The 23913-nt window shown below is 74.2% G+C and carries 24 protein-coding genes; 19 read left to right on the top strand and 5 right to left on the bottom strand.

The window, feature by feature from the left end:
* Positions 1-34 precede the first annotated feature (34 nt).
* The 13 genes from P3T37_RS01180 (at position 35) to P3T37_RS01240 (ending at position 13807) form a co-directional block, all read left to right on the top strand.
* Positions 35-301: a Sec-independent protein translocase subunit TatA gene (locus tag P3T37_RS01180; RefSeq protein ID WP_280721452.1), complete on the top strand. Its 267-nt coding sequence runs from the start codon at positions 35-37 to the stop codon at positions 299-301.
* A 71-nt stretch (positions 302-372) separates the two neighbouring features.
* Positions 373-1326 (top strand): twin-arginine translocase subunit TatC, encoded by a 954-nt coding sequence (gene tatC, locus P3T37_RS01185; protein WP_280721453.1) that lies wholly within the window; start codon positions 373-375, stop codon positions 1324-1326.
* Between the two features lie 113 nt (positions 1327-1439).
* A complete protein-coding gene (locus tag P3T37_RS01190) occupies positions 1440-2591 on the top strand; it encodes an FAD-binding oxidoreductase (RefSeq protein ID WP_280721454.1) in 1152 nt (383 codons plus the stop codon).
* A 40-nt stretch (positions 2592-2631) separates the two neighbouring features.
* On the top strand, positions 2632-2946 hold the full coding sequence (locus tag P3T37_RS01195) for a (2Fe-2S)-binding protein (RefSeq protein WP_280721455.1): 315 nt from the start codon (positions 2632-2634) through the stop codon (positions 2944-2946).
* A complete protein-coding gene (locus tag P3T37_RS01200) occupies positions 2927-4399 on the top strand; it encodes an FAD-dependent oxidoreductase (RefSeq protein ID WP_280721456.1) in 1473 nt (490 codons plus the stop codon). The genes P3T37_RS01195 and P3T37_RS01200 overlap by 20 nt, the downstream gene beginning before the upstream one ends.
* A gap of 57 nt (positions 4400-4456) precedes the next feature.
* The gene (locus P3T37_RS01205; RefSeq protein ID WP_280721457.1) at positions 4457-5392 is read left to right on the top strand and encodes a dihydrodipicolinate synthase family protein; all 936 of its coding nucleotides are present in this window, start codon (positions 4457-4459) and stop codon (positions 5390-5392) included.
* Positions 5393-5446: 54 nt separating this feature from the next.
* Entirely contained in the window at positions 5447-6448 is a 1002-nt protein-coding gene (locus tag P3T37_RS01210; RefSeq protein WP_280721458.1) for a proline racemase family protein, read from the top strand.
* Positions 6445-7824 (top strand): aldehyde dehydrogenase family protein, encoded by a 1380-nt coding sequence (locus tag P3T37_RS01215; RefSeq protein WP_280721459.1) that lies wholly within the window; start codon positions 6445-6447, stop codon positions 7822-7824. The genes P3T37_RS01210 and P3T37_RS01215 overlap by 4 nt, the downstream gene beginning before the upstream one ends.
* Positions 7821-8810 (top strand): proline racemase family protein, encoded by a 990-nt coding sequence (locus tag P3T37_RS01220; RefSeq protein WP_280721460.1) that lies wholly within the window; start codon positions 7821-7823, stop codon positions 8808-8810. Before P3T37_RS01215 ends, P3T37_RS01220 begins: the two co-directional genes overlap by 4 nt.
* Positions 8811-8927: 117 nt before the next feature.
* Complete coding sequence (locus P3T37_RS01225) at positions 8928-11420, top strand: FtsX-like permease family protein (RefSeq protein WP_280721461.1); 2493 nt, start codon at positions 8928-8930, stop codon at positions 11418-11420.
* Positions 11417-12352 (top strand): ornithine cyclodeaminase family protein, encoded by a 936-nt coding sequence (locus P3T37_RS01230; protein ID WP_280721462.1) that lies wholly within the window; start codon positions 11417-11419, stop codon positions 12350-12352. The genes P3T37_RS01225 and P3T37_RS01230 overlap by 4 nt, the downstream gene beginning before the upstream one ends.
* 53 nt (positions 12353-12405) lie before the next feature.
* Positions 12406-13116 (top strand): GntR family transcriptional regulator, encoded by a 711-nt coding sequence (locus tag P3T37_RS01235; RefSeq protein WP_280721463.1) that lies wholly within the window; start codon positions 12406-12408, stop codon positions 13114-13116.
* 94 nt (positions 13117-13210) lie between these two features.
* Positions 13211-13807: a Uma2 family endonuclease gene (locus P3T37_RS01240; protein ID WP_280721464.1), complete on the top strand. Its 597-nt coding sequence runs from the start codon at positions 13211-13213 to the stop codon at positions 13805-13807.
* Between the two features lie 4 nt (positions 13808-13811).
* Here P3T37_RS01240 and P3T37_RS01245 read toward each other — a convergent pair whose 3' ends face one another.
* Together P3T37_RS01245 and P3T37_RS01250 are read right to left on the bottom strand one after the other, a co-directional pair.
* Complete coding sequence (locus tag P3T37_RS01245) at positions 13812-14516, bottom strand: ABC transporter ATP-binding protein (RefSeq protein WP_280721465.1); 705 nt, start codon at positions 14514-14516, stop codon at positions 13812-13814.
* Positions 14513-15583, bottom strand: a complete 1071-nt coding sequence (locus P3T37_RS01250; protein ID WP_280721466.1) for an ABC transporter permease — start codon at positions 15581-15583, stop codon at positions 14513-14515. The genes P3T37_RS01245 and P3T37_RS01250 overlap by 4 nt, the downstream gene beginning before the upstream one ends.
* Positions 15584-15766: 183 nt before the next feature.
* Between P3T37_RS01250 and P3T37_RS01255 the strand changes: the two genes are divergently transcribed.
* Together P3T37_RS01255 and P3T37_RS01260 are read left to right on the top strand one after the other, a co-directional pair.
* Positions 15767-17038, top strand: coding sequence for a sensor histidine kinase (locus tag P3T37_RS01255; RefSeq protein ID WP_280721467.1), 1272 nt, complete (start codon positions 15767-15769; stop codon positions 17036-17038).
* Entirely contained in the window at positions 17035-17667 is a 633-nt protein-coding gene (locus tag P3T37_RS01260) for a response regulator transcription factor (RefSeq protein WP_280721468.1), read from the top strand. The genes P3T37_RS01255 and P3T37_RS01260 overlap by 4 nt, the downstream gene beginning before the upstream one ends.
* A 26-nt stretch (positions 17668-17693) precedes the next feature.
* Here the strand turns inward: P3T37_RS01260 and P3T37_RS01265 are convergent, their stop codons facing one another.
* Together P3T37_RS01265 and P3T37_RS01270 are read right to left on the bottom strand one after the other, a co-directional pair.
* Positions 17694-17894, bottom strand: a complete 201-nt coding sequence (locus P3T37_RS01265) for a hypothetical protein (protein ID WP_280721469.1) — start codon at positions 17892-17894, stop codon at positions 17694-17696.
* Between the two features lie 26 nt (positions 17895-17920).
* Positions 17921-18415, bottom strand: a complete 495-nt coding sequence (locus P3T37_RS01270) for a hypothetical protein (RefSeq protein ID WP_280721470.1) — start codon at positions 18413-18415, stop codon at positions 17921-17923.
* 122 nt (positions 18416-18537) lie between these two features.
* Here P3T37_RS01270 and P3T37_RS01275 point away from each other — a divergent pair, with 122 nt between their 5' ends.
* The 3 genes from P3T37_RS01275 (at position 18538) to P3T37_RS01285 (ending at position 20371) form a co-directional block, all read left to right on the top strand.
* Complete coding sequence (locus tag P3T37_RS01275) at positions 18538-19581, top strand: nitronate monooxygenase (RefSeq protein ID WP_280721471.1); 1044 nt, start codon at positions 18538-18540, stop codon at positions 19579-19581.
* A 92-nt stretch (positions 19582-19673) separates the two neighbouring features.
* Complete coding sequence (locus P3T37_RS01280; protein WP_280721472.1) at positions 19674-20045, top strand: type II toxin-antitoxin system RelE/ParE family toxin; 372 nt, start codon at positions 19674-19676, stop codon at positions 20043-20045.
* Positions 20042-20371 (top strand): helix-turn-helix transcriptional regulator, encoded by a 330-nt coding sequence (locus tag P3T37_RS01285; RefSeq protein ID WP_280721473.1) that lies wholly within the window; start codon positions 20042-20044, stop codon positions 20369-20371. Before P3T37_RS01280 ends, P3T37_RS01285 begins: the two co-directional genes overlap by 4 nt.
* A 30-nt stretch (positions 20372-20401) precedes the next feature.
* Here the strand turns inward: P3T37_RS01285 and P3T37_RS01290 are convergent, their stop codons facing one another.
* Entirely contained in the window at positions 20402-21874 is a 1473-nt protein-coding gene (locus tag P3T37_RS01290; RefSeq protein ID WP_280721474.1) for an aminopeptidase P family protein, read from the bottom strand.
* A gap of 286 nt (positions 21875-22160) precedes the next feature.
* On the opposite strand from P3T37_RS01290, the gene P3T37_RS01295 reads away from it, so the two are divergent.
* The gene (locus tag P3T37_RS01295) at positions 22161-23897 is read left to right on the top strand and encodes an ABC transporter substrate-binding protein (RefSeq protein ID WP_280721475.1); all 1737 of its coding nucleotides are present in this window, start codon (positions 22161-22163) and stop codon (positions 23895-23897) included.
* Positions 23898-23913: the final 16 nt, after the last annotated feature.

The raw sequence follows: 23913 nt of genomic DNA on the forward strand, positions 1-23913 counted from the left end.
GGATCGCCGCTCTCGCCAGGAAGGTCGTCGCCCCATGGGCAGGATCGTCGAGTTCCTCCTGATCGCCGCGATGGTCACCGTGCTCTTCGGCGCGAAGCGGCTGCCCCAGCTGGCCCGGTCGCTGGGCGAGTCCCTGCGCATCCTCAAGAGCGAGACGCGGGCGCTGCGGGACGAGAGTGGCGAGCGGATCGCCAAGGCCCCCCGGGCTGCGGCCGAGACGGTCAGGACGATCCAGGCCGCACCCGGTGATGCCTCCACCGCGCGGCCGGTCACCGAGCAGAGGCCGGGCCGCCCGCACTGACGCGGACGGACCGGCCCTGGCACCGCGGCCCGCCGCCCGGCGGACCGCGACGCACGAGTTGAGGACCGGGGTTGAGCAAGTCTTCCAAACCGCCCAAGGACCCCGACGGACGGATGTCCCTCGGGGAGCACCTCCGCGAGCTGCGGAACCGACTGGTCAAGTCGGTGCTGGCGATCGTGGCGTGCACGATCGTCGCGGCCTTCTTCAGCAAGGAGCTGCTGCACCTGCTGATGGAGCCGCTGCCGGCCTGCACCAAGGAGCAGCTGACCGACCCCAACTTCCACGGCCACTGCGCCGAGGTCGCGGTCATCGGCGTCACGGCGCCGTTCGCGCTCACCCTGAAGGTCTGCATCACGGCGGGTCTGGTCGGCGCCGTGCCGATCTGGCTCTACCAGCTCTGGGCCTTCATCTCGCCGGGTCTGCACAAGAACGAGCGCCGCTACTCGCTGGGCTTCCTGGCCGCGGGCACGCCGCTCTTCCTCGGTGGTGCGGCCTGCGCCTACCTGCTGATGCCGACCACGATCCGGGTGCTGGGCTCCTTCACCCCGATCGGCGCGCAGCAGATCCTGCCCACCGAGGACTACCTGAACATCGCGACCAGGATGGTCCTGGTGTTCGGTGCCGCCTTCGAGTTCCCGCTGATCCTGGTGATGCTCAACTTCACCGGGGCGCTCTCCGGCAAGCGGATGCTCGGCTGGTGGCGGGGCATGGTGATGGGCATCACGGTCTTCGCGGCCTTCGCCACGCCGAGCGCCGACCCGGTGAGCATGCTCGCGCTGGCCTCGCCGATCTGGCTGCTCTTCTTCGTCGCGGTCGGGATCGCGCTGCTCAACGACCGGCGCAGGCGCCGCCGCAACCCGGACGACGGGCTCGGTGACGAGGAGGCCTCGCACCTGGACCTGAGCGTGGAGGGCGTCGGCTCGGTGCAGGGCGTCGAGGCGTCCGGCCCGGTGGAGGCCTCGGCCGCGCCGATGGCCTCGGTGCCGGCTGCCCGCGGCGAGCAGGTCGACGACGACATCACCTGATCCCGGTGGCCCATGAGCCCCGGTCGCCTCCCGTAGCAGGGCGGCGGCCGGGGCTTTTTGCTGTTTCGGGGGGTCGTCTTGGCAGTGCGTTCGCAATGTGACATATTACTGACGTGCTCACGAGACCCTCCCACGACGTCGTGGTGATCGGTGCCGGCGTCGTCGGTGCCGCCTGCGCGTACTACGCAGCCGAGGCCGGCCTGTCGGTCGCCATGGTCGACCGCGGCCCGGTGGCCGGCGGCACCACCGGCGCCGGAGAGGGCAACCTGCTGCTCTCCGACAAGGAACCGGGACCCGAGCTCGACCTCGCCCTGCTCTCCGCCCGGCTCTGGACCGAGCTGGCGCAACAGCTGCCGGCGGCCGTCGAGTACGAGCCCAAGGGCGGCCTGGTGGTCGCCTCGGACCCCGAGCGGCACAGCGCCCTGCGGGCCTTCGCCGCCGGCCAGGCGGCCGCCGGCGTCAAGGCCGAGGAGGTACCGGGCGAGCGGCTGCACGAGCTGGAGCCGCACCTGGCCCCGGGAATGGCCGGCGGTTTCCTCTACCCCCAGGACGCGCAGGTCCAGCCGGCGCTTGCCGCCGCTCACCTGCTGCGCGCCGCCCGGCTGGCCGGCGCCGAGCTCTACCTGGGCGAGGCCGTCACCGGCCTGCCCACCGGGCCCGACGGCGCCGTCACCGGCGTGCGCACCCAGCGCCGGGAACTGGCGGCCGGCGCGGTGGTCAACGCGGCCGGCACCTGGGGAGGCGAACTCGCGGCGATGGCCGGGGTGAGCCTGCCGGTGCTGCCCCGGCGCGGCTTCGTCCTGGTCACCGAGCCGCTGCCGCGGGTGGTGCGGCACAAGGTGTACGCCGCCGACTACGTGGCCGACGTGGCCAGCGGCTCGGCCGCGCTGCAGACCTCGGCCGTCGTCGAGGGCACCCCGTCCGGGCCGGTGCTGATCGGTGCCAGCCGGGAGCGGGTCGGGTTCGACCGCACGCTCTCGACCGAAGTGCTGCAACGGCTGGCGGCGCAGGCCGCCGGGCTCTTCCCGGTGCTGGCCGGGGTCCGGGTGCTGCGGGCCTACCGGGGGTTTCGGCCCTACCTGCCGGACCACCTGCCCGCGATCGGCGCCGACCCGCGCGTGCCGGGCCTCTACCACGCCTGCGGACACGAGGGCGCGGGGATCGGGCTGGCGCCGGCCACCGGGCTGCTGATCGCCCGCCAGCTGACCGGCGAACGGCCCGAGCTGGACCTCGCGCCGTTCCGGCCCGACCGCTTCCCGGCCTGAAGCCCGTCCCCTCACTTTCAGCTCGCAGAACGGATCAGCCATGCGCCGCACCCCCGCCGCACTGGTCGAGGCCGACCCCGGCCCGGCCCACACCATCGAGTTCGACGGCCGCCCGATCCCCGCGCTGGCCGGGCAGAGCATCGCCGCCGCGCTCTGGGCCCAGGGCATCCTGGCCTGGCGCACCACCCGGGTCACCGGCCGCCCGCGCGGCGCGTTCTGCGGCATCGGCGCCTGCTTCGACTGCCTGGCCACCGTCAACGGCCGCCCCAACCAGCGCACCTGTCTGATCCCGGCCGAGCCCGGGGACACCGTCACCACCCAGGAGGGCCACGGCCATGGCGACCTCGCCGTCTGACGATCTGCAGCCGTACGACCTCGCGGTGATCGGGGCAGGTCCCGCCGGGCTGGCCGGCGCGGTCGCCGCCGCCGACCACGGGCTGCGCTGCGCACTGCTGGACGCCGGCGCCCGACCCGGCGGCCAGTACTACCGCCACCCCGCCCCCGAGCTCGGCGCAGCCCGGCCCGACCGGCTGCACCACCACTGGTCCGTCTTCACCGACCTGGCCGACCGGCTGGCCGCCCACGTCGCCGCCGGGCGGATCGACCACCTGGCCCACCACCACGTGTGGACGGCCGAGGCGGGCGAGCAGTGGCGCCTGCACGCCGCGGTCGGCGCGGACTCCGCGCGCAGCGCCGTGATCTCGGCCCGCGCCGTCCTGCTGGCCACCGGCGCCTACGAGCGCCAGCTGCCGTTCCCCGGCTGGACGCTGCCCGGGGTGGTCACCGCCGGCGGCGCGCAGGCGATGCTCAAGTCGGGACTGGTGCTGCCCGGACACCGGGTGGTGGTGGCCGGCAGCGGCCCGCTGCTGCTGGCCGCGGCCGCCTCGCTGACGGCCGCCGGCGCCGCGGTGCCGGCCGTCGTGGAGGCGGGGGACTACCTCGGCTACGCCCGCCGTCCGGGCGTGCTGGCAGCCGTCCCCGGCAAGCTGGTCGAGGGCGCGGTGCACGGCGCGGCGCTGGCCCGCCACGGCGTGCGGCTGCGTCGCGGCAGCGCGGTGGTGCGGGCGCACGGCACCGACCGGGTGACCGGCGTGACGGTGGCCGCGCTGGACGCCCGCTGGCGCCCGGTGCCCGGCACCGAGCGCCGGATCGAGTGCGACGCGCTGGCGGTCGGCCACGGGCTGGTCCCGCAGATCGAGCTGGCCACCGAACTGGGCGCCGCCACCCGCGCGGTGCCGGACGGCACGGTGGCGCTGCGGGTGGACGGTCGCCAGCGCACCAGCGTGCCCGGGCTCTGGGCGGCGGGCGAGACCTGCGGCGTCGGCGGGGCCGAACTGGCCATCGCCGAGGGCGAGGCGGCGGCACTGGCGATCGCCGGGGCGCAGCCGCCGCGGGCCCTGCTGAGCCGGCGCCGGCGGTTGCGGGCGTTCGCCGAGCTGATGGCCGCCTCGCACCGTCCCGGGCCCGACTGGAGTGCCTGGCTGCGGCCCGACACCGAGGTCTGCCGCTGCGAGGAGGTCCCGGTCTCCGCCGTCCGCGAGGCCGTCCAGGAGCTGGGTGCCGGCGATCCGCGCACCGTCAAGCTGCTCACCCGGGCCGGGATGGGCTGGTGCCAGGGCCGGATGTGCGGTCCGGCGGTGGCCTGCCTCTCCGGGGACGGGCCGCAGAAGCCGGACAGCCGTCCGCTGTCGTGCCCGGTCGTGCTGGGGGAGCTGGCCGTGCTGGGGGAGTCGGCCGAGCTGGGGGAGTCGGCCGGGCTGGCGGAGTCGGCCGAGCTGGGGGAGCCGGCCGGGCGTCCCGAGAACTGATCGTCCGTCACGATGGCGCGCGCTGGATGCTTGCGCCATTCGTCGGGCGCCTATAAAATGTCACACCTCACCAAGGAGATACTCGTGCCCAACGCCCTGAACGACCCCACCCGTCCGTGGCGCGGGATCATGGTCGCCACCGCCCTGCCTCTGCGGGACGACCGCTCGGTGGACTACGACGCCTACGCCGAGCACGTCCGCTGGCTGATCGACTCCGGCTGTGACGGCGTGGTCCCCAACGGCTCGCTCGGCGAGTACCAGACGCTCACCGACGAGGAGCGCGCCAAGGTCGTGCACACCGCGGTCGAGGCCGCCGGCGACGGCGCGCGCGTGATGCCCGGCGTCGCCGCGTACGGCAGCGCCGAGTCGCGCCGCTGGACCGAGCAGGCCGCCGACGCCGGAGCCGGCTCCGTCCTGCTGCTCCCGCCGAACGCCTACCGGGCCGACGCCGCCACCGTGCGCGCGCACTACGCCGAGGTGGCCGCTGTGGGCCTGCCGGTGGTGGCGTACAACAACCCGTTCGACACCAAGGTCGACCTCCAGCCCGAGCTGCTGGCCGCCCTGCACCGCGACGGCAGCATCGTGGCGGTCAAGGAGTTCAGCGGCGACGTCCGGCGCGCCTACGAGATCGCCGAGCTGGCCCCGGGCCTTGACCTCCTGATCGGCGCCGACGACGTGCTGCTCGAACTGGCGCTGGCCGGCGCGGTGGGCTGGATCGCGGGCTACCCCAACGCCCTGCCGCAGGCCTCGGTCTCCCTCTACCGGGCCGCCCTCGCGCACGACCTGGCGACCGCGCTGCCGCTCTACAAGGCGCTGCACCCGCTGCTGCGCTGGGACTCCAAGACCGAGTTCGTCCAGGCGATCAAGCTCTCCATGGACCTGGCCGGCCGCCCCGGCGGTCCCACCCGCGCCCCGCGCGCCCCGCTCTCCCCCGAGATCGACGCGGCCGTCCGCGCCGCCACCGAGAAGGCCCTCGCCGAGGGTCTGCGCTAATCCCGTCCGGGCCGGCCGTCCGGGCCGGCCCGGTCTCCTGACGAAGGGTCACCGATGCGCACCCGTCACGTCTTCCACGCCGTGGACTCGCACACCGAAGGTATGCCCACCCGGGTGATCACCGGTGGCTTCGGCGTCGTCCCCGGCGCCACGATGGCCGAGCGCCGCACGCACTTCCAGCAGCACCTGGACCACTTCCGCACGCTGCTGATGTACGAGCCGCGCGGCCACGCCGCGATGAGCGGCGCGATCCTGCAGCCGCCGACCCGGCCGGACGCCGACTTCGGGGTGCTCTTCATCGAGGTCTCCGGCCTGCTGCCGATGTGCGGGCACGGCACGATCGGGGTGGCCACCGTGCTGGTGGAGACCGGCATGGTGCCGGTCGTCGAGCCGGTCACCACGGTCCGCCTGGACACCCCCGCCGGGCTGGTCGTCGCCGAGGTGCAGGTCAAGGACGGCGCGGCCACCGCCGTGACGATCCGCAACGTGGCCTCCTTCTCGGTCGGCCTCGACCGCAAGATCGAGGTCCCCGGCCACGGCACGGTCCGCTACGACCTGGCGTACGGCGGCAACTTCTACGCCATCCTGCCGCTGGCCGAGTTCGGGATCCCCTTCGATCGCGCCAACAAGCAGGAGATCCTCCAGGCGGGCCTGGCCCTGATGGACGCGATCAACGAGGCCGACCGCCCGGTGCACCCCGAGGACCCGTCCTTCCACAGCGTCCACCACGTCAACCTGCTCGCCCCCGGTTCCACCGCCGAGCACTCCCGGCACGCGATGGCCATCCACCCCGGCTGGTTCGACCGCTCGCCCTGCGGCACCGGCACCTCGGCCCGGATGGCCCAGCTGCACGCCCGCGGTGAGCTGCCGATCGGCGCCGACTTCGTCAACGAGTCCTTCATCGGCACCAGCTTCACCGGCCGCCTGGTGGAGGAGACCACGGTGGCCGGCCTGCCCGCCGTGGTGCCCACCGTCACCGGCCGCGCCTGGCTGACCGGCACCGCCCAGTACTTCCTCGACCCGAGCGACCCGTTCCCCGAAGGATTCCTGTTGTGACAGTCACCTCGTACAACCCCGCCGACCCCGCCGATCTGGTCGTCGAGGTCCAGGCGCCCGGGGCGTTCGGCACCGCGGCGGCCGTCGAGCGGGCCCGCGCCGCGCAGCCCGGTTGGCTGGCCGCCGGTGCGGCGGCTCGTTCGGCGGCGCTGGGCCGGGCCGCCGAGGCCGTCGAGGCGCACGCCGACGAGCTGGCCGCGCTGACGGTGCGTGAGGTGGGCAAGCCGATCGCCGAGGCGCGCGGCGAGGTCGCCCGCACCGCCGCGATCCTGCGCTACTACGCGCAGGCGCCGTACGCGCCGACCGGCGCCGTGCACGAGCCGGCGGCCGGGGAGGGGCTGCTGCTGACCCGGCGCCGGCCGCACGGGGTGGCCGGGCTGATCACACCGTGGAACTTCCCGCTGGCCATCCCGGTCTGGAAGGCCGCGCCCGCGCTGGCCACCGGCAACACCGTGGTGCTCAAGCCCGCGCCCGAGGCGACCGCCTGCGCGCTGCGGCTGGTCGAACTGCTCGGCCTGCCCGCCGACGTGCTCACCGTGGTGCCGGGCGGTGCGGAGGAGGGCAGCGCCCTGGTCTCGGCCGCCGACGTGGTCTCCTTCACCGGCTCCACCGCCACCGGCGCGGCCGTGATCGCCGCCGCCACCACGCGCGGCATCCCGGTGCAGGCCGAGATGGGCGGCCTGAACGCCGCGCTGGTCCTGCCGGACGCCGACATCGAGCAGGCCGCCGCCCACCTGGCCGCCGCCATCGCCGGGTACGCGGGCCAGAAGTGCACCGCCACCAGCAAGGTGATCGCCGTCGGCGAGGCCTACCAGCCGCTGCGCGAGGCGCTCGCCAAGGCGCTGGCCGCCACCCCGGCCGGTGACCCGGCGCTGCCCGGCACGGCCTGCGGCCCGGTGATCTCGCAGGCCGCGCTGGACCGGCTGGCCGGGGCGATCGGCTCGGCCCGCGCGGACGGCGCCACCGTGCTGGCCGGCGGCGAACGCCCGGACCGGGACGGCTGGTTCATCGAGCCCACGCTGCTCGCCGAGGTGCCGCAGGAACACCCGCTGCTGGCCGAGGAGTTCTTCGGCCCGGTCGCGGTCCTGCTGCCCGCCGCCGACCTGGACGAGGCGATCGCGCTGGCCAACAGCACCCGGCACACGCTGGCCACCTCCGTGCACACCCGGAGCCTGGACACCGCGCTGGCCGTCGCCGACCGCCTGGACGCCGGGATGATCCGGGTCAACACCCCCTCCAGCGGCGTCGACTTCCACCTGCCGTTCGGCGGCGCCAAGGCCGCCTCCTACGGCGCGCGCGAGCAGGGCCAGGCCGCGCTCGACTTCTACACCGCCGGACGCACCGTCACGCTGCTGCCGGCCGGAGACGTCCGGTGAGCGGCGCGCCGGAGAGCGTCGCGCCGGTGGGCATCGAGACGGTGGACTACCACACGGCCGGCGAGCCGTTCCGGATCGTCACCGGCGGGCTGCCGCCGGTCCCGGGCGACACGGTGGCCGAGCGCCGGGCCATCGCGCAGGCCACCGTGCGGCGGGGGCGGCTGGACGAGGTGCGCCGGCTGCTCACCCGAGAGCCGCGCGGGCACGCGGGGATGTACGGCGGCTTCGTGGTGGCGCCGGACGACAGCGAGGCGCACCTCGGCGTGCTCTTCTGGCACAAGGACGGCTACTCGACGGCCTGCGGCCACGGCACCATCGCGCTCGGCGCCTGGGCCGTGGACAGCGGGCTGGTGGCGGCCCCCGACAACGGCACGGCCCGGGTGCGGATCGACGTGCCCTCGGGACGGGTGACCGCGGTGGTGCACCGCGCCGGCGGGCTCACCACCGCGGTCGCCTTCCAGAACGTGCCGACCGCGGTGCTCGCCCGCAAGGTGCCCGTCGCCACCTCGCGCGGCACCGTGCAGGTGGACCTCGCGGACTCCGGCGCCTGCTACGCCTCGCTCGCGGTGCCCTCGGTCGACCGGGCCGCCCTGCCGGAGCTGACCGCGCTCGCCCGGGAGGTCCGCGCCGCGCTGCTACCGGCGTACGACCTCTACGGGGTGATCCTCCACCAGGAGCTGCCCGACACCCCGTCAGGGCCCAGCCAGCGCAACGTCACCGTCTTCGCGGACGGCCAGATCGACCGCTCCCCGTGCGGGTCCGGCACGTCCGCCCGGCTCGCGCTGCTGGCCGAGGACGGGCGGCTCGCGCCGGGGGAGGAGCTGCGGCACGAGTCCGTGGTCGGGACGGTGATGACCGGTCGGCTGCTCGGGCACCACCCGCGCGGTGTGCTCACCGAGGTCACCGGCCAGGCCTACCGTACGGGGGAGCACCGCTTCCTGCTCGATCCGCGGGACGAGCTCGGCACGGGGTTCCTGCTGGTCTGATCAGGGTCCCCGGCGGGGACCGGTCAGGGTTTCCTCCGGGGCGTCCCGGATGTCCGCGGCGGTTCCGTGCCGAGAAGATGATCACATGACGAAGACGCGCTCTGCGGAGCTGTGCCCATGCTGAGGATCGCCCGGTCCACCCTGCGGGTGCGCTGGGCCTCCCTGGCCGGCAGCTTCCTGGCGCTGGCGCTGGGCGTCGCGCTGCTGGCGACCACGCTGCTGGTGATCACCGCCACCGGGCACCTGACCGACCGTCCGCAGCGCTACTCCGCCGCCCCGGCGGTGCTGCTGCCGGACACCGAGGTGAGCGCCATCGACAGCTCCGGCGCCGAGCAGCGCCTGCCGGCCGCCGACCAGCCGGGCCTGACGCCCGCGCTGGTCGCGACGGTCGCCCGGACCGGACGCACCGTCACCGACCGCACCTTCGCGGCCCGGCTGCCGGGCGGCCCGCGCGACCAGGTCGGGCACGCCTGGTCGGCGGCGCAGTACGGCGGCTACCGGCTCACCGCCGGCCGCGCCCCCGCCGCGGACGGCGAGGTGGTGGTCGGCGGCGGCGACCCGGCGAGCGTCGGCCGCTCGCTCACCCTGCTCACCGCCGCCGGGCCGACCCCGGTCACGGTGACCGGGGTGACCGCCCCGGTCACCTTCGAGCACGCGCTCTTCCTGACCGACGCGCAGGCCGAGCGGATCTCGCCCGCGGTGAACGCGCTGATCGCCTACGGTCCGCCGGACCAGCTGGCACGCGCCGTCGCCGGCGCGCCCGTGGCGCTGCGCAGCGGCCCGGACCTGGCGCTGGCCGACCCCAACCGGGCAGCGGCGCTGGGGCAGTTGGACGGTGTGACCACGCCGCTGGGCCTGGCCGCCGCGGTCGCGGTGCTGGTGGCGGGCTTCGTGGTGGCCGGCACCTTCGCCTTCTCGGTCGCCCAGCGGCGGCGCGAACTCGCCCTGCTGCGCCTGATCGGCGCCGGCCGCCACCAGCTGCGCCGACTGGTGCGCTACGAAGCCCTGCTGGTCGGCCTGGCGGCCTCGGCGGCCGGCTGTGTGCTCGCTCTGGCGGCCGCGCCGCTGCTCGGCCGGTGGCTGGTGGCGCGCGCCCTGGTGCCGACCGGCTTCAGCGTGCCGCCGAGCGGGTGGGCGCTGCTGGCCGCTGCCGTGACCGGCCTGCTGATCGCGACCACCGGGGTGCTGGTCAGCTCCTGGCGGGCCGGACGGGTGGGACCGCTGGAGGCGCTGCGGGAGGCGGCGGTGGAGCGCGACGGGCGCGCGGCGCGGGTGCTGCGCGCGGTGGGCGGTGGGTTCGCGCTGCTGGCCGGGCTCGCGGTGGCGGGTGCGATCGCGCTGTGGACGCCGCAGTACGCGGCCAACGCCGGGGCGTCCGCCTCGCTGGCGCTGTGGATCAGCGGCGCGTTCGTGGTGCTGGCCGGGGTGCTGGCCCGCCCGCTGGTGCGGCTGCTCGCCGGGCGGGGCGGATCTCGGGGCAGGTTCGTGTGGCGGGCTGCCCGGGCCGGGGTGCTGGGCGCGGCCGGGCGCACGCTGGCCACCGTGACGCCCGTGGTGATCGTGATCGGCCTGTCCGGGTGCCTGCTCGGCTCACTGGACGCGATCGACTCGGCCAAGGTGGCCGCCACCCGCGACCAGCTGGCCGGTACCGACTTCCTGGTCCTGCCGGCCGGCGGGCCGACCCTGAGCCGGGCCGCGGTGGACCAGGTGCGGGCGGTGCCCGGCACGGTCGTGCTCACCGTCACCCCCAGCACCCTGTTCACCCTCCAGGACGGCGCCGCGCTGATCCCGGCGCCGGTGGCCGAGGTCGACCCGGCCGCCCTGGCCGCCGTCTCCCGCACGCCCGTGCTGGCAGGCTCGCTCGCCGACCTCGGCGCGGACTCGGTCGCGCTGAGCCGGGACTGGCCCGGTTCGGCGAAGGTCGGCCAGCGGATCGCCCTCTGGCGGGCGGACGGCACGCCGGCCACGCTGCGGGTGGCCGCCCTGCTCGCCTCCACCGGCGGCCCGGCCACCGCCTACCTGCCGCTCGCCGGCTCGGACAGCACTGCGCCGGTCTCCGTCGCGTACGTCCAGCTGGCGCCCGGCGCGGACCGCTCCCGTACGGCGGCCGCGCTCGACCGGGCGGCGCGCGGCACCGGCGCCCGGGTGCTGCTGCCCGCGCAGGTGGCGGCCGGCACCCGGGACGCCAACGTCGAGCAGTCCCGGACCGGCCTCGAACTGATCCTCGGCCTGGGCCTGGTCTACGCCGTCATCGCGCTGGCCAACACCCTGGTGATGACCGTCGCCGACCGCCGCCGCGAGCTGGCCCTGCTGCGGCTGGCCGGGGCGACCCGGACCCAGGTGGTCGCCGTGGTCACCGTGGAGGCGCTGATCTGCGTGGGCGCCGGCGCGCTGCTCGGGGCGCTGGCCGCTGCGGTCAGCGTCGGCGGGTCCTGGGCGGCGCTGCGGCGCCTGGTCGGCGACCTGCCGCTGGGCCCGCTGCTCGCCGACGGGCCCTGGAGCACGCTCGGCGCGCTCACCGCACTCTGCGTCCTGGTCGCCCTCGTGGCGGCCGCCCTGCCCGCCGCGCTCGCGCTGCGGACCTCCACCTCACCGATCGGATCATCATGACGCTCGCCCCCGACCAGCCGCTCACCTGGCTCCCCGTCGACCTCACGCCCGCTCAGGCCGCGGCGGCCGTCCGGCAGGTGCTGCGCGACGGGCTCGACCCCGAGGACTGCCCGGCCCGCAGCAACGTACGGGTGCCGGCCGGCGAGCTGCTGATGATGCCCGCCGCAACCGCCGAGTACGCGGGCGTGAAGATCGCGGGCGTCGCCCCCGCCAACCCCGCCCGCGGCCTGCCCCGGATCACCGGCAGCTACCTGCTGCTGGACGGCCCCACGCTCCAGCCGCTCGCCCTGCTGGACGGCGCCGCGCTCACCGCGCTGCGCACCCCGGCCGTCACCGCCGTGGCCCTGGACGTGCTGGCCGAGCCCGACGCCGCGCACCTGGTGCTCTTCGGCGCCGGCCCGCAGGCGTACGGGCACCTGGACGCGCTGGCGGCGATCCGCCCGCTGGAGCGCGTCACGGTCGTCGCCCGGCGTCCCGGCCCGGCGCGGGAACTCGCCGAGTACGCCCGCCGCTGCGGCCTGGTGGCGGCCGTCGGCACCCCCGACGCGGTGGCCGGGGCCGACCTGGTGGTCTGCTGCACCACCTCCGCCGAGCCGCTCTTCGACGGTGCGCTCGTCCCCGACCGCGCGGTGGTGGCTGCCGTCGGCTCGCACGACCCGGCCGGCCGCGAGACGGACGCCGCACTGGTCCGCCGTGCCGCCTGCTACGTCGAGTCGCGCGCGGTCGCCCTGCGCGAGGCGGGCGACCTGCTGCTGGCCCGCGCCGAGGGCGCCACCGCCGGGCCCGACGACTGGTACAACCTGGCCGAACTGGTCACCGGCCGGGCCCCGGTGCCGCGCAGTTCTCCGCGCTTCTTCAAGAGCGTCGGGATGGCGTGGCAGGATCTCGCGGTGGCGGCGGAGCTTCACCGCAAGTTTCGTCACGGTGGATGATCAAAGAAACGTGACATTGTACGCTGGTGCTCCGCACCGTTCGGAGGACCGCAGTGACCGACTCGAAGCCCCGCACCCTTATTTCCGTTCAGGAGCGCCTGCGCGACCAGGTCGCGCACGCGTTGCGTGCTGCGCTGATCTCGGGGGAGCTGCGTCCGGGAGCCGTCTACTCCGCGCCCGCGCTCGCCGCCGACTTCGGCGTCTCGGCCACCCCGGTCCGTGAGGCGATGCTCGACCTGGCCCGCGAGGGGCTGGTCGAGGCCGTCCGCAACAAGGGGTTCCGGGTCACCGAGGTGACCGAGCGCGACCTCGACGACTTCACCGAGATCCGCGCGCTGATCGAGGTCCCCACCGTCGGCCGGGTCACCCGCAGCGCGACCCGCGAGCAGCTGGAGGCGCTGCGGCCGGTCGCCCTGGAGATCGTGGCCGCCGCGCGCGAGCACGACCTGATCGGCTACCTGGAGGCCGACCGGCAGTTCCACCTCACCCTGCTCGCCCTGGCCGGCAACGCCCGCCTGGTCGAGGTGGTCGGCGACCTGCGCAAGCGCTCGCGCCTCTACGGCCTGACCCGCCTGGACGAGCGCGGCGACCTGGTCTCCTCCGCCGAGGAGCACCTGGAGCTGCTGGACATCATGCTCACCGGCGACGCCCCCGCCGCCGAGTCCTGCATGACCCGCCACCTGGGCCACGTCCGCTCCCTGTGGGCCGAGGGCCGCGAACTCCCCCCGGAGGAGAAGTCGGCCCTGCGCCTGCGGACGCGGTGAGTTAGCCCGTCCGGGTGGGGCGCGGGTATTCGGCCCCGGGCGGGGAAGTCGCTTTACGATGATGGTCTCGACATCGGCAGCCAGGAGGAATTCCATGTCCGCCGCAGCAATTGAGCAGCCCTGCGAACAGCTGACGCTGCTCGAAGCCGCTGACCTGATCTCCAGCCGACTGGCCGGTTATCGCGTCGAGATCCTCGGGAGCCAGATCCTCGTGACGCCGCCCGCTGACGGCCCGCACGGCCGCTCGCTGACCCGCATCATGAAGCCGTTCATGGCTGCCGGTTTGGACGAGGGGGATACCGAACTCATCCAGGCCATCGGAGTCTGGCTCCCGGATGGGCCGTCGGATTATGTGATTCCCGATCTGGCGCTTGTCGATGCCGACTTCGAGGACCATCCGGCCGAGCTCAACTGTTACGACCCGGTCGTATTTCGCCTGGTGGTGGAGGTCACCTCCGCCAACTACCAGACCGACCTCAAGACGAAGCCCGCCGCCTACGCCTCCGCCGGGATCCCCGTCTACGTCATCGTCGACCGCAGGAACCGGCGCGTCATGGTGCTGACCGACCCCAAGGACGGCGAGTACCGCGTGCACGCCGTGCACCACCCCGGGCAGCGGTTCACGCTGCCCGAGAGCATCGGTGCGGCGGTCGAGATCGACGTCGACAGTGTGCTGGGGCCGGTCAAGTAGTCGGTCAGCCGTCTGAGTTCAGGCGGCCGTCGTGCATCTCCAGGACGCGGTCGACGCGGCCCAGCAGGTCGCGGTCGTGGGTGACCATCACGGTGGCTGTGTGGTGGGTGCGGGTGACTTCGGCGAGGAGGGCGACGATCTGGGCGCCGCGCTCGTGGTCCAGGGCGGAGGTGGGTTCGTCCACCAGGAGGACGGAGGGGCGGCCGAAGAGCGCGCGGGCGATGTTGACCCGCTGGCGCTCGCCGCCGGAGAGCTGGTGCGGGCGGCGCTGCTGCTTGGAGCCGGTCAGGCCGACCGAGGCGAGCAGCTCCTGCGCCCGGCCGCGGGCCTCGCGGACGCGCCCGCCGCGGACGTCCTCCAGGACGAGCAGCTGCTCCACCGCCGTCAGTGAGGCCAGCAGGTTGGACTGCTGGAAGACGATGCCGAGGCGGTCGCGGCGCAGCGCGGTGCGCTCCCGTTCGCCGAGCGCGCCGGCGTCCTGACCGTCTATCACCACCTGGCCGCTGTCCGGGCGCAGCAGCGTGGCGGCCACCGCCAGCAGGCTCGACTTGCCCGAGCCGGAGGGCCCGGCCACGGCCGTGAACTCGCCCGGCGCGACCTCCAGGGAGACGTGGTCCAGGGCGGTGAGGCGGCTCTCGCCGTCGGGGTAGGTGAGGGTGACGTCGCGCAGCGCGAGTCCGGTGCGCGTGTGAACCAGGGCGGTGGTCATCGGTTGGCTCCCAGGGCGGCGATCGGGTCGACGGAGGTGATGCGGCGGACGGCCAGCGCGGCGCCGACCAGGCCGAGCAGGACCATCGCCGTCACCGGCACGGCCACGCTGGAGACGCTCAGGTCGAACGGCACCCCGTTGGAGGCGATCAGTCCGCCCACCGCACCCGCCGCCCCGCCCAGCACCGCGCCGCCCAGCAGGACGGCCGCGGCCTGCGCGAGCGCGTCGCGTACCAGGTAGGCGCTGCTCGCGCCGACCGCCTTGAGCACCGCGATGTCGGGCTTGCGCTGGACCGTCCAGACGGTGAAGAAGGCCCCGACCACCAGCGCGCTGACCGCGAACAGGAAGCCCTGGATCATCTGCAGGCTGCCCTGCTCGGCGGAGTACCCGTCGATGCCCGCCGGGGCGTCGGCCAGCGCGACGGTGTCGGTGTTCTGCGCCGCGTCCAGCGCGGCGCGCCCGGCGCCGCCGCCGACCAGCGCGAGCGCGGTCGGCCGGGTCTGGCCGCTGACGCCCTGCCATCCGGTCGGCGTGGTCCACACCGTCGGGGCGTGCGCGTAGGAGCGGTCGGCGGTGATGCCGGAGACGGTGAGGGTGCTGGGGCCCACCTTCACCTGCGAGCCGACCGTCAGGTGGTAGGCGGCCGCGGTGTCGGCGCCGACCGCGACCTGCCCGTCCTGCGGCGCGCTGCCGGCGCTCAGCGGCGGCAGCAGCGCGGCCGGTGTGCCGAGCACGCTGACCGAGGCGGCGGCGCCGTCCGCGGTCAGCCGGGTCATCGAGATGCCGAGCGGCGCCGCGCTGCGCACACCGGGGGCGGCACTCCAGGCGGCCTGCTGGGCGGGCGAGACGGTGCTGTTGCTGAACGAGACGGTCGGCGAGGCCCCGGCGGGTGCCGCGAAGACGATCCGGTCGACCGGCAGTCCGGCGATGGCCGAGGAGGCGGCGGAGGAGAGCCCGCCGGTCAGCCCGTAGAGGAAGACGACGAGGGTGGTGATCAGCGTGACCACGGCGCCCATCAGGGCGAAGCGGCCCTTGGCGAAACGGATGTCACGCAGGGCGACGAACACGGTGGGCCCTTCCGGGGTGGCTGGGGGAGCGGTTTGTACTCCCACTCTGTCGAGTGCGCGCGCCGGTGCCATCGGGGAGAGGAGCGGGTCCGGGCACCATCGTGTGATGCACCCGGGAATCCACCGAACGGTTGATGCCGCCCGGAGTGGATCAGCCCCGCCGGGCCCGTACCCTCGGAAGGCGTGAGCCGTACCGAGACACCCACCCCCGAGGGGACCGACGACGCCGTCGGCCATTCTGCGAACACCCCGGCCCTGCGGCTGATGAACCTCGCCCTGCACGGGCTGTTCTTCACCCTCCTGGTGGTGCTCGTGGTCCGCGGCCTGCTGGACGGCGCCCTCGGGGCGGCCGGGCTGGTCATCGCCGGCGCGCTGGCCGCCGTCTACGCGGCGGGCGGCCTGGCCGAGCGGATCCGGACGGACCGGCTGTGGGCGGGCCTGTGGCTGGGGGCGGTGGTCGCGCTGTGGGCGGGGCTCACCCTGCTCCACCCGGAGTTCTGCTACCTGGTCTTCCCGCTCTACTTCGTCTGCCTGCACCTGATGCCGGTGCGCTGGGCCGTCCCGTCCGTCGTCGCGCTGACCGGGGTCGTGGTGGCGGCGCAGGCGGGGACGCCCGGCGGTCTGACCACGCCCAAGGTGCTCGGCCCGCTGGCCGGGCTGGCCGTCGCGCTGCTCACCGCGTACGGCTACGCCGCGCTCTACCGGGAGAGCCGCGAGCGGCAGCGGCTGATCGACGACCTGATGCGCACCCGCGACGCGCTGGCAGCCAGTCAGCGCGAGGCCGGCCGGCTGGCCGAGCGGCAGCGGCTGGCCCGGGAGATCCACGACACGCTGGCCCAGGGGCTCTCCAGCATCGTGCTGCTGGCCCGCTCCGCCGACGCGGCGCTGCCGGCCGACCCGGCGACCGCCGCGAGCCGGATCCGCGAGGTGGGGCAGACCGCCTCCGAGAACCTCGCCGAGGCGCGCCGCTTCGTCCAGGCGCTGACCCCGCCCGCGCTGGACGACGTGACCCTCACCGAGGCGCTGCGCCGCCTGGCGGCCGGTCCGGGCGCGGCCTTCCAGCTGGACGGCGAGCCCTACCCGCTGCCGGTGGAGGCGGAGGTGGCGCTGCTGCGGCTGACCCAGGAGGCGCTGGCCAACGCGGTACGGCATGCGCGGGCCCGGCAGATCGCCGTGACGCTGACCTACCTGGACGACGAGGTGACCTTGGACGTGTTCGACGACGGCGTCGGCTTCGACCCGCAGACCGTACAGACTGTGCCCAGTGGGGCGCGGCCCACCTTCGGGCTGCACGGCATGCACGAGCGGATCGCGGCGCTGGGCGGCAGCCTGACGGTGGAGTCGGCGCCGGGCGAGGGGACGGCGGTGGCGGCCTCGCTACCGCTGCGTTCGGTGGTGACGGCGGAGAGCGTGCTGACCGTCGGCGTCTGCGGGAGTGCGGCGGTGGCGCGGTGATCCGGGTGCTGCTGGTGGACGACCACCCGGTGGTCCGGCGCGGCCTGCGCGCCATGGTGGACGACCTGCCGGAGCTGGAGGCGGTCGGCGAGGCGGCCGACGGTGCGCAGGCGCTGCGGCTGCTGGAGGAGCTGGAGACCCGGCCCGACGTGGTGCTGATGGACCTCCAGATGGGCACCGGCATGCACGGCGTGGAGGCGACCCGGCGGATCACCGCGCTGCCGGACCCGCCCGCCGTCCTGATCCTCACCACCTACAGCACCGACGCCGACATCCTGGCCGCGGTCGAGGCCGGCGCCACCGGCTACCTGCTCAAGGACGCGCTGCCCGAGGACGTGGTGGCGGCGGTCCAGGCGGCCGCCCGGGGTGAGACGGTGCTCGCCCCGCCCGTCGCCGCCCGACTGCTGGGACGGGTCCGGGCGGGGCGCCCGACGCTCTCGCCCCGGGAGGGGCAGATCCTGCGGCTGCTCGCCGAGGGGCTGGCGAACCGGCAGATCTCCAAGCGGCTCTTCATCAGCGAGGCGACCGTCAAGACCCACCTGGTGCACATCTACGACAAGCTCGGCGTGGACAGCCGTACCGCGGCGATTGCGGCCGGGCTGAGCAGCGGGCTGATCCGGCCGGCTTGAGCTGCCGGATTCGGGCTGCGGTGTGATCAGCAGACCGGGACCAGCACGGTCAGGGTGAACGCGTGCGGGTCCGGGTTGGCCGGGGCCTGCTGGGTGATCGTCACCGGGATGCTGGTGCCGGGCGTGGCGGCCGGGTCCACCTGGATGGCGAAGCCGCGGTTGAAGGTCGACCAGGTGTTGTTCACGGTGTCCGGGCAGGTCGCGGTGGTCCCGTCCGCGGAGATCACGCAGGCGCTGTAGGTCGGGGCGGAGCTCAGGAACGTGGAGCCGGGCGGGAGTTGGGCCACCACCTGGCCGCGCCACGGGTAGTCGGTGGACGGCCCGAGGTTGCGCTCGACGATCTCGAAGTCGGCGGGGTTGCCGGCGGCGGCCGGCTTCGGCGGGCGGTACAGCTCCAGGACGCCGCTGGTGACCGGGGCACTGAAGGGCCGGGGTCGTCCGGTCCCGCGGTGAGCGCCAGGCTGGGGTCGGCGGGTCCGTTGACCACCAGCGTCGCCGAGGTGGGGGTCTCGGTGCCGTGGTTGCAGACCGTCACGAGCAGCGGGGCCACCGCGCCGGGGGCGGCCGGGCCGACGGGCTGCACGCTCACCGAGAGGTCGCGGGCGAAGGCGTCCCGGTGCGTCGCCGGGGTAGCCCGGGTGACCGGCGTGCCATGGGCAGCCGGGGCCGCCTGGGCGCCGGAAGCGAGGGCGAGCGGGACGAACAGGGCGGCGGTCAGGGTGGCGGTCAGGGGAGCGGGGATCCGCATGGGGGTACTCCGGGGGAGGGAGGGGCGTGAACGTCGTCGTTCGGTTGCGAACCTACGCACCCCCGGGGTGCCCCGCCCCGCGGGCTACGCCGGGCCGGTGAGGCCGTGGGTAGGGTGGCGGGGTGTCCTCCTACGACGTCGACTTCGCCGCTCTGACCGTTCCGATCATCGCCGCGCCGATGGCAGGCGGGGCCTCCACTCCCGAGCTGGTGGCGGCGGTGAACGCGGCCGGCGGCCTGGGATTCCTGGCCGCCGGATACCGTACGGCCGTCGCGATGTCCGAGCAGATCGCCGCCACCCGCGGGCTGACGGGCCGTCCGTTCGGGGTGAACCTCTTTGTGCCGTCCCCGCCCGGGCAGTCGGCGGGGGAGGCTCTGCTCGCCTACCGGGCCGAGCTGCTGCCCGAGGCCGAGCGCTGGGGCGTCGAGCTCCCCGCGCGGTTCGCGGCGGACGACGACGGCTGGGCCGGCAAGCTCGCGGCGCTGCTGGCCGACCCGGTCGCGGTGGTGTCGTACACCTTCGGCCTGCCGTCCCGTCAGGAGGCGGACGCGCTGCGGGCGGTGGGGACGGCGCAGGTCGCCACCGTCACCGGAGTGGAGGAGGCGCGGGCGGCGGCGCGGATCGGCGTCGACGTGCTCTGCGTCCAGGGGCCCGAGGCGGGCGGCCACCGCGGCACCCACCGGGTCGAGGACGAGCCGGGCGAGGTGCCGCTGCTGGAGCTGCTCGCGCTGGTCCGCGCCGCCACCGACCTGCCGCTGATCGCGGCCGGCGGGCTGGGCACCGGCGCGGCCGTCGCCGCCGCGCTGCGCGCGGGCGCGGTGGCCGCGCAGCTGGGCACGGCGTACCTGCGCTCGGACGAGGCCGGCACCTCCGCCACCCACCGCGCCGCACTCGCCGACCCGCGCTTCACCGAGACGGTCGTCACCCGCGCCTTCACCGGCCGCCCGGCGCGCGGCCTGCGCAACGCTTTCATCGACCGCCACGGCCCCCACGCCCCGCACGCCTACCCCGAGGTCCACCACCTCACCCAGCCCCTACGCGCCGCCGCCGCCCACCGCGCCGACCCCCAAGCCCTCCACCTCTGGGCCGGCACCGCCCACCCCACCACCCGCCCGGGCCCGGCCGCCGACATCACGGCCCAGCTGTGGCGGGAGGCCCGGGGGTAGGGGGCGCGCGGCGGGGGCTGTTCTGTCGCTCGATGGAGTGGATGAGGGGCCTTTGGGGCGGTACCGTATAAAGCACAACTTAAGTTCGCGGCATGTGGGAGATTTCGCTCGTAGACGCGGTGGAGGACTGGTTCCTCAAGATCTGCATCGATGACCCTGACACCGCCAACCAGATCGCCGATGCGGTGACTCTCTTGGCTCGTCGAGGTCCGCTGCTTGGCAGACCCATGGTTGATCGAATCCACGGGAGTCGGTTGCACAATCTCAAGGAACTCAGGCCAGGCTCAGCCGGTCGCTCCGAGATTCGGCTGCTCTTCGTCTTCGATGTGGATCGCGAGGCAATCATCCTGGTGGCTGGCGACAAGTGCGGCCAATGGTCGCGCTGGTACGAGGAGAGCATCCCCATGGCCGAGCAGCGGTATCGGCAGTATCTCGACGACCGGATGAACGGAGCTGGCGAATGAAGGTGCGTAGCTGGAGCGAGGTGTGGGCCGAAGGGATGAGGCTCAACCCCGAGCTTGCCACTCCCGAGGCCGAGGCCGAGCGGGCCCGGATGCGGGCGGAGACGATGGCTCGGGTGCGCGGGCACGAGCTGGCGGAGTTGCGGCGGTCGGCGGGGTTGACGCAGCGGGAGGTGGCGCGGACGCTCGGGGTCAGTCAGGCGCGGGTGTCGCAGATCGAGCACGGTCAGGTGGACAGCCTGGAGACGCTGCGCGCGTACGCTGCCGCGCTCGGGGGCGAGGTGTCCGTGGTGGTCCAGCGTGGGCCGGTCACGGTGAAGGTGGCCTGACGGCCTGCGGCCCCGCCCCCGGGCAGGGGATCAGGAGAGCAGGGTGCCCATCCACTCCTCGATGGCGGGGGCGGTGCGCGGGAGGGCGGAGGACATCAGGTGGGCTCCGTCGGCGGTGATGACGAGGTCGTCCTCGATGCGGATGCCGATGCCTCGCAGTTCCAGCGGGAGGGTCTCGTCGTCGGGCTGGAGGTAGAGGCCGGGTTCGACGGTGAGGACCTGGCCCTCCTCCAGGACGCCGTCCAGGTAGGTCTCGGCGCGGGCCTTGCCGCAGTCGTGGACGTCCAGGCCGAGCATGTGGCCGCTGCTGCAGAGGGTGTATCGGCGGTAGAGGCCGCTGTCCTCCTGGAGGGCCTGCTCGGCGGGGATCCGCAGGACGCCCCAGTCGGCGAGGCCCTCGGCGATCACGCGCATCGCGGCGCGGTGGAAGTCGCGGAAGCTGGCGCCGGGGCGCAGCGCGGCGATGCCGGCGTCCTGGGCGGCGAGCACCAGGTCGTAGGCCTGGCGCTGGACGGGGGAGAAGGTGCCGCTGAGTGGCAGGGTGCGCGTGACGTCGGCGGTGTAGAGGGTGTCGGTCTCCACGCCGGCGTCCAGCAGCAGGAGTCGGCTGGGGTCGAGCGCGCCGTCGTTGCGGATCCAGTGCAGGACGCACGCGTGGGCGCCGGAGGCGGCGATGGTCTGGTAGCCGGTGCCGTTGCCCTCGGCGCGGGCGCGCAGGTCGAAGACGCCCTCGATCCAGCGCTCGCCGCGCGGGTGGCGCAGTGCGGTGGGCAGGGCACGGACGACGTCCTCGAAGCCGGCGGTGGTGTGGTCGACGGCCAGTTGGAGCTGGCCGATCTCCCAGGCGTCCTTGACCAGGCGCAGTTCGGAGAGCGCGGCGGCCAACCGGCCGTCGGCCCCGGCGTGTTCGGCGCTGGGGCGGGCGGTGTGGGAGTCGACGGCCGGGTCGACTCCGGCCAGTACCCGGGTGGCCGGCTGCGGGCCGGTGAGCAGCTTCTCCAGGTCGTCCAGGTGTTCCACGCGCAGGCCGGTGAGCTGGGCGGCCTCGGCCAGGTCGGGGCGGCGGCCGACCCAGAACTCGCCGTAGCGGCGGTCGCGGTAGAACTCCTGGCCGGAGCGCGGTGAGCGCGGGCGCAGGTAGAGGACCGGCTCGTGGCCCTCGGGGCCGGTGGGCTCCAGGACGAGGACGTGGCCGACCTGGTCCTCGCCGCTGAGGCCGGTGAGCCAGGTGTAGGCGCTGTGCGGGCGGAAGCGGTGGTCGTCGTCGTTGCTGCGGACCCGCAGCTGTCCGGCGGGGACGACCAGCCGCTCGCCGGGGAAGGTGGCGGAGAGGCGGGCGCGGCGGGCGGGGGTGACCGCGTAGGGCGGGACGCGATCGGTGGCGGGTAGCGGGGTGGCGGCCCAGGAGGTGGCCATGAACGCGTCCAGGGCCGGCGAGACCGGGAGGTCGTGACTGCCGATGTTGAGGGGTGGCGCGACGCGGCGGGACGGCTGGGAGGTCATGGGGGCGGCTCCTGGAGTATCGGGGCTTTTGTCCGGCGGGGCCGGGCTGAGCTGCATCAATACGCGTGCGGTGGAAGTGAACTGAGTGCCCGTTAGGACACAGCTGGATAACGTGGCGCTAGATCCCTTGTCAGTGCAATTTCACATTACTATGTTACGTGCCACACCCCTGGAGTGCCAGACCCTGGCAGCCTCCCGGCCGGTGGCCTCGGATCAGCCCCGGGGCGGGCAGCCTGCCCCGCACTAGTACGGGCCCCAAGTCCGTCCCCCCATAGCGGAGTTGCACATGACCAGGCGTACCTGCGCCGCCCTCGCGGCGGCGATTGCAGCGACACTGACCCTCACCCTCGGGGCGTGTTCCAGTACCGGCAGTGGCACCAGTGCCGACAACGGCAAGGGCATCACCACTGAGGGGGATGGCATCGTCGGTGGTACGCCGGTCAAGGGCGGCACCCTCAACATCCTCTCCAACCAGGACTTCTCGCAGCTCGACCCGACCCGCAACTGGGTCGAGCCGGAGATGGACTTCGGCCTGCGGCTCCTCTACCGCACGCTGACCACCTTCAAGGCGGCCCCCGGCGCCGGCGGCCTGCAGATCGTCCCGGACCTGGCCACCGACCTCGGCGAGCCCAGCGACAACGACAAGACCTGGACCTTCCACCTCAAGGACGGCCTCAAGTACGAGGACGGCTCGCCGATCGTCTCCGACGACATCAAGTACAACGTCGAGCGCTCGTTCTCCCCCGACCTGCCCGGCGGGCCGGACTACGCCAAGCAGTACCTCAACGCGCCGGCCGGCTACGCCGGTCCGCTCAAGGGGCAGCGGCTGGGCCCGGACGCCATCGAGGTCCCGGACAGCAAGACCATCATCTTCCATCTCAAGCGCTCGGTGGCGGAGTTCGGCTTCACGGTCACGCTGCCGACCTTCGCGCCCGTCCCGATCGCCAAGGAGACCGGCGCCAACTACAGCAACCACCCGTTCTCCTCCGGTCCGTACAAGATCCAGTCGTACGACCGCGGCAAGAGCATGGTGCTGGTCCGCAACACCTTCTGGGACCAGAGCACCGACCCGGTCCGCAAGGCCTACCCGGACAAGATCGTGGTGGACCAGTCGCTCGGCAGCGCCGGCATCGCCGACCGCCTGATCGCCAACCAGGGCGACGATCAGAGTGCCGTCTCCTACGTCGACCTGACGCCGCCCCGGGTGCCCGACGTGATCACCAACCCGGACGTCAAGTCCCGTCTGGTCAGCGAGAACTCCGGCTGCACCACGATGCTGGACATGAACACCTCGAAGCCGCCGTTCGACAACGCCAAGCTCCGCCTGGCGATGCAGTACGCGGTGGACAAGGAGGCGTTCCAGTCCGCGGTGGGTGGTCCGGCGCTGGCCGACATCGCCACCACCTTCCTGCCGCCGGCGCTGACCGGCGGCACCGCGGTCGACCACTTCAAGATCCCGGCCGCCGGTGACCAGGCCAAGGCCAAGCAGCTGCTCTCGGACGCCGGTTACGCAGGCGGCTTCTCCACCGACATCACCGTCTCCACCGGTGCCAAACAGCAGGCCGAGGCGATCCAGGCCGCGCTGAAGAACGTCGGCATCAACGTCACCATCGACGCGGTGGACGCCAGCTCGGTCAACTCGGTGATCGGCGACAAGAACAAGCAGACCGGCCTGTCCATCTCCGGCTGGTGTCCCGACTACCCGTCGGCCGCCACCTTCCTGCCGATGATCTTCGACGGCCGCACCATCACCGACACCGGCAACCAGGGCGACGTCACCCGCTTCAACGACCCTGCGGTCAACACCGAGTTGGACCGGATCGCCGGCCTGAGCGACCTCACGGCCGCCAACGCCGCGTACCTCGCGCTGGACGGCAAGATCATGGACGACTCCCCGGCCGTGCCGCTGACCTGGCAGAAGAAGCCGCTGCTGGTCGGCTCCAACATCGCCGGCGCGTTCGCCAACCCGGTCTGGTCCGGCCAGTTGGACTTCGGTGCCATCGGCCTCAAGTCCGTCAAGTAGCAGGGGAGTTGTGACA

The organism is Kitasatospora sp. MAA4 (genome assembly GCF_029893355.1).
GTDB lineage: Bacteria > Actinomycetota > Actinomycetes > Streptomycetales > Streptomycetaceae > Kitasatospora.

What these genes read in the sequence shown, in the direction of transcription:
- P3T37_RS01180 (WP_280721452.1), top strand. Translation starts at nt 35, where the DNA reads ATGGGCAGGATCGTCGAGTTCCTCCTGATCGCCGCGATGGTCACCGTG.
- P3T37_RS01195 (WP_280721455.1), top strand. Translation starts at nt 2,632, where the DNA reads ATGCGCCGCACCCCCGCCGCACTGGTCGAGGCCGACCCCGGCCCGGCC.
- P3T37_RS01200 (WP_280721456.1), top strand. Translation starts at nt 2,927, where the DNA reads ATGGCGACCTCGCCGTCTGACGATCTGCAGCCGTACGACCTCGCGGTG.
- P3T37_RS01205 (WP_280721457.1), top strand. Translation starts at nt 4,457, where the DNA reads ATGTCACACCTCACCAAGGAGATACTCGTGCCCAACGCCCTGAACGAC.
- P3T37_RS01210 (WP_280721458.1), top strand. Translation starts at nt 5,447, where the DNA reads ATGCGCACCCGTCACGTCTTCCACGCCGTGGACTCGCACACCGAAGGT.
- P3T37_RS01225 (WP_280721461.1), top strand. Translation starts at nt 8,928, where the DNA reads ATGCTGAGGATCGCCCGGTCCACCCTGCGGGTGCGCTGGGCCTCCCTG.
- P3T37_RS01230 (WP_280721462.1), top strand. Translation starts at nt 11,417, where the DNA reads ATGACGCTCGCCCCCGACCAGCCGCTCACCTGGCTCCCCGTCGACCTC.
- P3T37_RS01240 (WP_280721464.1), top strand. Translation starts at nt 13,211, where the DNA reads ATGTCCGCCGCAGCAATTGAGCAGCCCTGCGAACAGCTGACGCTGCTC.
- P3T37_RS01245 (WP_280721465.1), bottom strand. Translation starts at nt 14,516, where the DNA reads ATGACCACCGCCCTGGTTCACACGCGCACCGGACTCGCGCTGCGCGAC.
- P3T37_RS01270 (WP_280721470.1), bottom strand. Translation starts at nt 18,415, where the DNA reads ATGCGGATCCCCGCTCCCCTGACCGCCACCCTGACCGCCGCCCTGTTC.
- P3T37_RS01280 (WP_280721472.1), top strand. Translation starts at nt 19,674, where the DNA reads ATGTGGGAGATTTCGCTCGTAGACGCGGTGGAGGACTGGTTCCTCAAG.
- P3T37_RS01285 (WP_280721473.1), top strand. Translation starts at nt 20,042, where the DNA reads ATGAAGGTGCGTAGCTGGAGCGAGGTGTGGGCCGAAGGGATGAGGCTC.
- P3T37_RS01290 (WP_280721474.1), bottom strand. Translation starts at nt 21,874, where the DNA reads ATGACCTCCCAGCCGTCCCGCCGCGTCGCGCCACCCCTCAACATCGGC.
- P3T37_RS01295 (WP_280721475.1), top strand. Translation starts at nt 22,161, where the DNA reads ATGACCAGGCGTACCTGCGCCGCCCTCGCGGCGGCGATTGCAGCGACA.